7 protein-coding genes are annotated in these 6,820 nt (G+C 68.1%); all 7 read left to right on the top strand.

What is annotated here, in order from left to right; genetic code table 11:
- A partial coding sequence (locus FJV41_RS30200; RefSeq protein ID WP_141646044.1) for a HupE/UreJ family protein occupies positions 1-587 on the top strand: 587 nt, incomplete at its 5' end.
- 58 nt (positions 588-645) lie between these two features.
- Positions 646-1,119 (top strand): hypothetical protein, encoded by a 474-nt coding sequence (locus tag FJV41_RS30195; RefSeq protein ID WP_141646043.1) that lies wholly within the window; start codon positions 646-648, stop codon positions 1,117-1,119.
- Positions 1,120-1,184: 65 nt separating this feature from the next.
- Positions 1,185-1,955, top strand: coding sequence for a hypothetical protein (locus tag FJV41_RS30190; protein ID WP_141646042.1), 771 nt, complete (start codon positions 1,185-1,187; stop codon positions 1,953-1,955).
- A gap of 147 nt (positions 1,956-2,102) precedes the next feature.
- The gene (gene rplC / locus FJV41_RS30185; RefSeq protein WP_141646041.1) at positions 2,103-2,777 is read left to right on the top strand and encodes a 50S ribosomal protein L3; all 675 of its coding nucleotides are present in this window, start codon (positions 2,103-2,105) and stop codon (positions 2,775-2,777) included.
- A 385-nt stretch (positions 2,778-3,162) separates the two neighbouring features.
- A complete protein-coding gene (locus FJV41_RS30180) occupies positions 3,163-3,984 on the top strand; it encodes an outer membrane beta-barrel domain-containing protein (protein ID WP_141646040.1) in 822 nt (273 codons plus the stop codon).
- Positions 3,985-3,999: 15 nt separating this feature from the next.
- A complete protein-coding gene (locus FJV41_RS30175; RefSeq protein WP_141646039.1) occupies positions 4,000-5,253 on the top strand; it encodes an outer membrane beta-barrel domain-containing protein in 1,254 nt (417 codons plus the stop codon).
- Between the two features lie 25 nt (positions 5,254-5,278).
- Positions 5,279-6,820 carry a tol-pal system YbgF family protein gene (locus FJV41_RS30170; RefSeq protein ID WP_141646038.1) on the top strand — a complete coding sequence of 514 codons (1,542 nt, stop codon included), beginning with the start codon at positions 5,279-5,281 and terminating at the stop codon, positions 6,818-6,820.

Genomic DNA, 6,820 nt, shown 5'->3' with positions numbered 1-6,820 from the left:
TTCCCGGGCCGGGGCAGGGGGCCTCGTCGGCCGTCAGCGGGTTTGGCGGCTGGGTGGGGCTGGGCCTGCGCCACATCTTCGAGGGCGTGGACCACCTCGCCTTCCTGCTCGCGGTGCTGCTGGTGGGAGGCGGGCTCAAGCGGGTGCTGCTCCTGGTGACGTCCTTCACCGTGGCGCACTCGATCACGCTGGGGGCCACCGCGCTCGGCTGGGTGGTGCTCGACGGAGATCGGGTGCGCTGGGTGGAGGCCGCCATCGCCGCATCCATCATCTATGTGGCGGTGGAGAACCTGGTGCTGCGCGAGCACCGCCACCGGGCGCTCATCACCTTCCTCTTCGGGCTGGTGCACGGCTTCGGCTTCGCGAGCGTGCTGGCGGGCTATGGCCTGGGGGACTCGGTGGTGAAGGGGCTGGTGGGCTTCAACCTGGGCGTGGAGCTGGGGCAGGCCCTGGTCGTCGTGGTGCTGCTGCCGCCCCTGCGCATGCTCCAGCGCAGGCCCGCGGTGCACCGCGGGGCGGTGCGAGTGTTGTCCGTGTGCATCCTCGCCGCTGGTGGGTACTGGATGGTCGAGCGCGCACTCGGTTGAATCCGGCGGCACCCATCCCTACGTTGGGCTCGAAGTGGGTAGGGATCGGGGGACGTAGATGGGTGCGAGGCATACCCGGCTGGCCGCGGCACTGGCGGCCGCGTGGGAGGCGGAGGTCGTCTCCGCCCGGCGGATGACGATGCTCGCCGAGCGGATCATGGACGCCAGGGTCCGCGCGAGGCTGATGGTGCTCGCCGCGTTCTGCCGGGCGCACGCCTCGCGGCTGCTCGCGCGACTGGCGGCGCTGGGACGGGGGCCCCTGCCGGTGCCCCCCGAGGAAATCGAGCTGGACGCGGACACGCTCCTGGAGCTGCGGCGGGAGGGCGCCTTCGCCCGAGCGTCCGCCGCGCGCTACGAGACGACCGCCGAGCTGGCCCGGCAGCAGGCGGACCTGTCCTCGGCGTGGGTCTGCGAGCTCAACCGCACCGAGGAGCAGGACCGTGCCCGGGAGCTGCTCGCCCTGGCCGAAGGAGCCCTGGCCGCGTCCACCATGGCCAGCTCCCCCGCCGCCGCCGCGCCCGCCGACTCCTGAAAACGCGCGTCGGGCGCTCGCTCTCCCGGTGACAGTCCCCGCGTGTTGGGCGTAGAAATCCGCCCATGGCGAAGGAGAGCTACGACGATCTCATCTTTCAGCTCGGCGACCTCGCCCGGGACAGGCTCCCGGGCAAGCCGAACTGCCCCCGCTCCATGGACCGTGTCTACAAGGCGGAGGAAGCGGTGGTGGCGCGCCGTGACGAACTGGCGGCGCTCGAGCAGGAGATGAACGATGAGGACGCCGCCTATCAGGCGTTCCTCGACGAGCAGGAAGCGGAGAAGGTCGGCCACCAGGCCATCGTCCGCAAATGGAAGAAGGCGGTGGACGCCATCGACGGCAAGGTCAACGACCTGCGCAAGACGCTCGCCACCCGGCGCGCGGAGCTGCGCTACGCCGCCGATGGCCTCATCAAGCTGGAGAAGAAGATCGCCGACATGGAGCTGACGCGACAGGACGTCGCCCGCATCGACGTCGCGCGCACCAACCTCAAGAAGAACCGCCTCACCCAGATGCGGCTCGGCCGGGAAGTCGAGGACCTGGACCTCCGGCTGTCCACCGCCCTCACCCCAGAGCCCGGTCAGCCCGGCGCCCCCGGCATCCTGGCGCACAAGCGCCTGTTGGAGATGGAGGACGAGGCCGAGGCCCGGCTGGCCGAGCACGACCAGCGCATGGCGGAAGTGGATCAAACCATCGCCACGTTGGAGGAACAGGTGAAGGCGGCCGAGGATTATCTGGATCAAGCGCTGTTCCTGCTGGGCGAGGACGTGTACGCTCAGCGCATCGCTGACGCGCAGCTCGCGGCCTTCTACCCAAGGCTTGATCGCGCTCAGTGAGGTACCCCCCCGCCCGTAGTGCTTGACGTGGGGGGTATGTCTGCTACATTGCGCCGCTTCCTGGGGACCGCAGTGTAGTTCGCGGGCCAGATCATTGATTTTATTGGGTTTTTCCGCGCCTACGCGCGCTGGCAGTGTGAGGACGACGTGAAGGGTCTGATTGGCAAGAAAATCGGGATGACCCAGGTGTTCAATGACGAGGGCAACCTCGTTCCCGTGACGGTCATCGACGTGAGCACCTGCCAGGTCGTGGGCAAGCGTACCCCGGAGAAGGATCAGTACTCCGCGGTCACCCTGGGCTTTGGTGAGATTCGCGAGAAGATTCTGAACAAGTGCGAGCGGGGCTTCTTCAAGAAGGCCAACGTCCCGTATCGCCGCCACGTGAAGGAGTTCCGCGTCACGGTGGAGGAGGCCACCTCCTTCAACGTCGGCGACGCCGTCAAGGCGGACCTCTTCTCCAAGGGTCAGCTCGTGGATGTCACGGGCGTGACCAAGGGTCGTGGCTTCTCCGGCGTCATGCGCCGCTGGAGCTTCAAGGGTTCGCAGACCAAGACGCACGGTACGCACGAGTATCAGCGTCACCCGGGCGCCATCGGTCAGCGTAAGACGCCGGGCCGCGTGTACCCCAACAAGAAGATGCCGGGTCACTACGGCGTGGAGCAGGTCACCACGCAGAACCTGACCGTCGTCGAAGTGGATCTGGAGAAGGGCCTTGTGCTGGTCAAGGGCGCCGTCCCCGGCCACAACAACGCCATCGTCTTCCTGCGCCCCAGCATCAAGGTGGCGATGCGCGAGCAGCACAAGGCCGCGCGCCGCGGTTGATCCGCTGCTGAGCGTCTTCTTCTGAAGCGCTCCTGACGCCCCGCTTCCGGGCCCGATTCGTCGGGCATCCGGGCGGGGCGTTTTCTTTTGCGGGCTTCGCTGAGGCCGGAGGGGCACGGGTGTGCTCCCGGTGGGAAGCCGTGGCCTGTGTCGTGCCCAGGCGTGGGCGTTTCTCCGCCCCGAAACGTTGACCGGTGGGCGGCGCGGTTGCCCGAGGGTGAAAATAATTCCGCCCCGTGGGTTCCGTGGCTTGTCGTGAGTGGAAGCCGTGCGCACATGGATGCGCCACGAAGGCACCTGGCGTCGGGTGACGCAGGCGCCCTGGATGGGGGAGGCTTTGGACTCCCGCACACGGCGGCCCATCCCCTTGGGCCGGGCAGGAACCATGAACGCACGCACGCTCCGCGTCTTTGCTCCACTGCTGATCTGGCTGGCGGCCACTGGGGCCGCCGCGCAGGATGACGAGGCTGTCCTCGACAACGTCGTTGTCCGCAATCGTTTGTATGAGCCGGGCGGACACCTGGAGGCGTCGCTGGGGGTGGGGTTGCCCCTCCAGACGCACCTGACGGCGCACTACTTCTTCTCCGCTGGCGTCGCCTACAACCTCTTCAACACGTTCGCCGTGGAGGCTCGCGCCGGTTATGCGGCCAGCCGCCACACGGGACTGGCGCGCTCCATCTCCGAGAGCTTCCTGGCGCGCGAGGACAAGCGCGTCACGGACGAGCTGGAGGACCTCTGGGAGATGAACTTCCACGGGGTGGCCGGCGTCCGGTGGGCGCCCATCTACGGAAAGCTGAGTCTGGTGTCCGACCTGCCCGCGCACTTCCAGGCGTACGTCTGGGCGGGCGGCGGGGTGGGCAGCTTCCAGCGCAACTCCGTCATCCAGTGCTCGCAGGTGGTGGATCGGGATCTGGGCGTCTGTGACAACCGCACCTCGTTGGACGACCGGGGCTCCGCTTCGGAGAACTACTGGGTGCGCGAGACGCGCGTGGCGCCGGTGGTGTCCGCGGCGGTGGGCTTCCGCTTCTTCATCCTCGAAAAGCACGGCGTGCGGCTGGAGCTGCGCGACTGGGTGTTCCGCGACAACTACCGCGTCAACCTGGTCCGCGACGACTGGGAGGCGGGGCGGGTGACGGGTGATGTCGCCTCCAGTCCCGGCCTCACGCACCTGGTGCAGTTCGACCTCGGCTACACCTTTTCCTTCTAGGGCCTCCTGAAAACCATGCGACCGATTCTGTCCCTCGCGCTCCTCGTCGCGGCGGCGGCCCAGGCCGCCCCTCCGCGCTTCCCGAAGCCCGCTGTCGTGCTCGCCCAGGCGGAAGAGGCTCCGTCCGTGCCCGGGCCGGGCGCGGAGACGTCCGTGCCTCCGCCTCCCGCGCGGCCCCCGGAGCCGAAGCCGGAGGTGCCTCGCGCTCCGACGTCACGTCCGGAGCCCACCGTGCCCATGGAGGCAGCCGAGGCGCCGAAAGTCGAGCCCGCGCTCGCGCCCATGGATGACGCACAGGACGAGCAGCCCGTGCTGTCCGAGCCCGAGCGCGCGCGCGACGTCGATGCACCGGTGACGCCGGAAGACGCGCCGGTGCTGGCCGCGTCGGACGAGGCACCGCGCACCACGGACGTCCAGCAGCAGCGACTGGTGAATGGCGCGCCGCTCTACAACCCGAACGTGTCGCTGCACATCGTCCAGAAGAAGCGCTTCGCGGACGAGAGCAAGCACGAGCTGGCGCTGTACCCGGCCGTCGTCCAGGTGAACGGCAAGTACACCAACCACGCGGGCACGGCGCTGCACTACAGCTACCACCTGCAGGAGAACTTCGCGCTCCAGGTGACGGGCCAGTACAACTGGCACACCAACGAGAGCGACTTCAACCTGGAGCTCATCGACAAGGTGCGCGAGCAGGCCCAGGCCGCCTCGTCGCTGCTGCTCGTCTGGGGCGCGCAGGCGGGCGTGGAGGTGACGCCGCTGTACGGGAAGTTCGCGTTCCTCGACGACAAGCTGGCGCAGTTCAGCCTGGTGCTGAGCGGCGGCGCGGGCGTGGGCTCCACGCGGCACCTCATCCGACCGGAGGTCTCCAACGAGGTCGACGGGCAGCGCTACAACGTGCCGGCGCGCTTCGGTGACACGGGCAACAAGTTCCTCGGCTCGGTGGGCGGTGGGTTCCGGCTCCAGTTCGGCGAGTCGTACGCGCTGCGCCTGGAGGTGAGGGACCTCATCTACACGGCGCGCGTGGACAAGGTGGACGGCTGCAACCTGGCGGACTTCGAGACGCTGGAAGCCGCGCGCGCCGGTGGCCAGGAGTTCAGCTCGCTGCAGCTCAGTGGCAGCTGCAAGTACGAGAAGTTCGACGGCGTGGATCCGAAGACGAAGAAGAACTACCGCGAGGACATCATCCTCGGCCGGGATTTGGTGGCCGAGCCGTCCTCCGACGTCCTCAACAACATCAGCTTCTACGCAGGCTTCTCGTTCCTCTTCTGATTTCGCCATGAAGGCACGACTCGCCATGAAACGACTGCTCCACATCCTCGTCGTCCTGGCGCCGTTCGCGGTGGCCGCCCAGCAGGACTCGGGTGGCTACAACCGCGCGCTGGCCGCCTTCAATGCCGGTGACTTCGACACCGCCGCGCCGCTGTTCTTCCAGGCCTCGGAGTCCGGTGGTGACGCGGACACGAAGGGCAAGGCGGAGTTCTTCCTCGCGCAGTCGCTGGCGAAGAAGGGCCTGCCCGTCTCGGCCTTCATCTCCTACGCGGCCATCGTCAACGCCGGGCCCTCGCACCCCTCGTACCTCAAGGCGGTGGAGGGGCTGGTGGACATGCAGCAGCAGTTGGACGAGCAGAACCTCATCCCCAGCATCCTCAACCAGGCGTACTCGGAGGAGGTGCGGGACAAGTGGGTGACGCTGCCCAAGGAAGTGCTCGCCCGCATCAACTACCTGGTGGGCACGGTGAGCCAGCGTCGCATGCGCTTCGAGGAGGCGCGCTCTCTGCTGGAGGCGGTGCCGAAGGACAGCCGCGTCTACGCGAAGGCGCGTTACCTGCTGGGCGTGGTGCTCGCGGACCCGCGCTTCCCCGGCCGCCCCGGCGAGGGTGAGGCGCTGGACAAGGAGGCGCTGGCCGCCTTCAACGCCTCGCTGTCGTCGAATGAACCGCAGGTGGAGCTGAAGGCGACGCAGCACCTGGCCCTCATCGGCCTGGGCCGGCTGCACTACCGCCGTGGCGAGTACGCCGACGCCACCGTCGCCTACGAGAAGGTGCCGCGCTACACGCGCTACTGGGACCAGTCTCTCTTCGAGAACGGCTTCGCGCGCTTCCAGAACGAGGACTTCGGTGGAGCGCTCGGCAGCCTCCAGGCGCTGCATGCGCCGCAGTTCGCCGGGGCCTTCCAGCCGGAGTCGTGGATCCTCAAGTCGACCGTCTATTACTACTCGTGCCTCTACGACGAGGTGAAGACGACGCTGGCGGCCTTCGACGAGCTGTATGGCCCCATGGCCAAGCAGTTGGAGCCCTTCACCGCCGAGGACGGCGACCTGGTGCAGGCCTACAACCTGGTGGCCGCGGAGAATCGCCGGCTGCCGCGCCCGGTGTACCTGTGGCTGCGCAACAACGAGCGCATCCGCGAGGTGATGCGCGTGCTGGCGAAGCTGGATGAGGAGAAGCGGGACTTGAGCGGCGGCCCGTGGCGCGGCACACCCCTGGCGACGCAGACGGTGGCCTCGCTGGAGGACGTGCGCGGCACGCTGCTCCAGGTGGGCGGCACGCTGGCGCGCAGCCGCATTCGCGAGGCGGCGGACAACCTGCGGACCTTCTCCGACCAGGCCGAAATCATCCGCGTGCAGACGGCGCTGGACGAGAAGGACTTGCTGCAGGCGGGCGTGGACCAGAAGGCGCTGCTCACGCGTCAGTCGCTGTACCGGCCGAAGATGCCGGGCGCGGCGTGGAACTACTGGAAGTTCCAGGGCGAGTTCTGGATCGACGAGATTGGCTACTACCAGTACACGCTGAAGCGTGGCTGCCCGGCGAAGACAGCCGAGCAACAACAGCCGTGA

It is taken from the genome of Myxococcus llanfairpwllgwyngyllgogerychwyrndrobwllllantysiliogogogochensis, assembly GCF_006636215.1.
In the GTDB taxonomy this organism is placed as follows: domain Bacteria; phylum Myxococcota; class Myxococcia; order Myxococcales; family Myxococcaceae; genus Myxococcus; species Myxococcus llanfairpwllgwyngyllgogerychwyrndrobwllllantysiliogogogochensis.
The sequence above is the reverse complement of the archived record's forward strand: the minus strand, read 5'-3'. Positions and strand labels throughout refer to the sequence as shown.